The organism is Collinsella sp. Sow4_E3 (genome assembly GCF_052116285.1).
GTDB lineage: Bacteria > Actinomycetota > Coriobacteriia > Coriobacteriales > Coriobacteriaceae > Collinsella.
Genome location: NZ_JBQKLJ010000080.1, coordinates 1 through 734, shown reverse-complemented (window position 1 = coordinate 734; position 734 = coordinate 1). Strand labels below are relative to the sequence as shown.

The 734-nt window shown below is 56.9% G+C and carries 2 rRNA genes; both read right to left on the bottom strand.

What is annotated here, in order from left to right:
* A 23S ribosomal RNA gene (locus ACTQ48_RS11330) occupies positions 1 to 250 on the bottom strand; the annotation flags it as partial.
* Positions 251 to 648: 398 nt separating this feature from the next.
* A 16S ribosomal RNA gene (locus tag ACTQ48_RS11325) occupies positions 649 to 734 on the bottom strand; the annotation flags it as partial.

Below are 734 nucleotides of genomic sequence, written 5' to 3'. Positions count from 1 at the left end.
CGCTACTCGGGGAGTCTCGAGATTGATTTCCTCTCCTCCGGGTACTTAGATGTTTCAGTTCCCCGGGTTGTCCTCCCCCCGCCTATGTGTTCAGCGGGGGGATATCCGTACCTCTACGGATGGGTTCGCCCATTCGGAGACCCCCGGGTCGAAGGATGTGTGCTCCTCGCCGGGGATTATCGCAGCTTGCCGCGTCCTTCATCGGCTCCCTGTGCCAAGGCATCCGCCGTGCGCCCGTGGTATCTTGCGGGACCGCTCCGGGCCCGCGGGATATCCACGTGTCGCTAAATTGAATTAATCGATATCATGAATAGCGCTCTCATGTCGCAATTCGGGTATCTCATACCGCGGCACAGCGTGTTCCACTGTGCTCGCGATCAGATGCTCCTCACTCATCAATGAGTGAATTCCTCTTGTTTGGATCGGATGAATGATTGCTATCATTCTCTGTTTAGATCGCAGAAAAGAATCGAGTCTGGAAGAGGATACTCTTCCATCTCTCTCCTATCGCTATGCGGCTCTCAAGGTACGCGGGTGCGACCCCGGGGACCGGGTGCTGCGGGGACGTATCCGGGCCAGACATCAACCGGACGGGCTCCTGCCCTCCATTCGAGTTAAGTTGATCTCTCTAAGAATGTATCTCCCTAGAAAGGAGGTGATCCAGCCGCACCTTCCGGTACGGCTACCTTGTTACGACTTCACCCCCCTCACCCTCCACACCTTCGGCGCCTCCC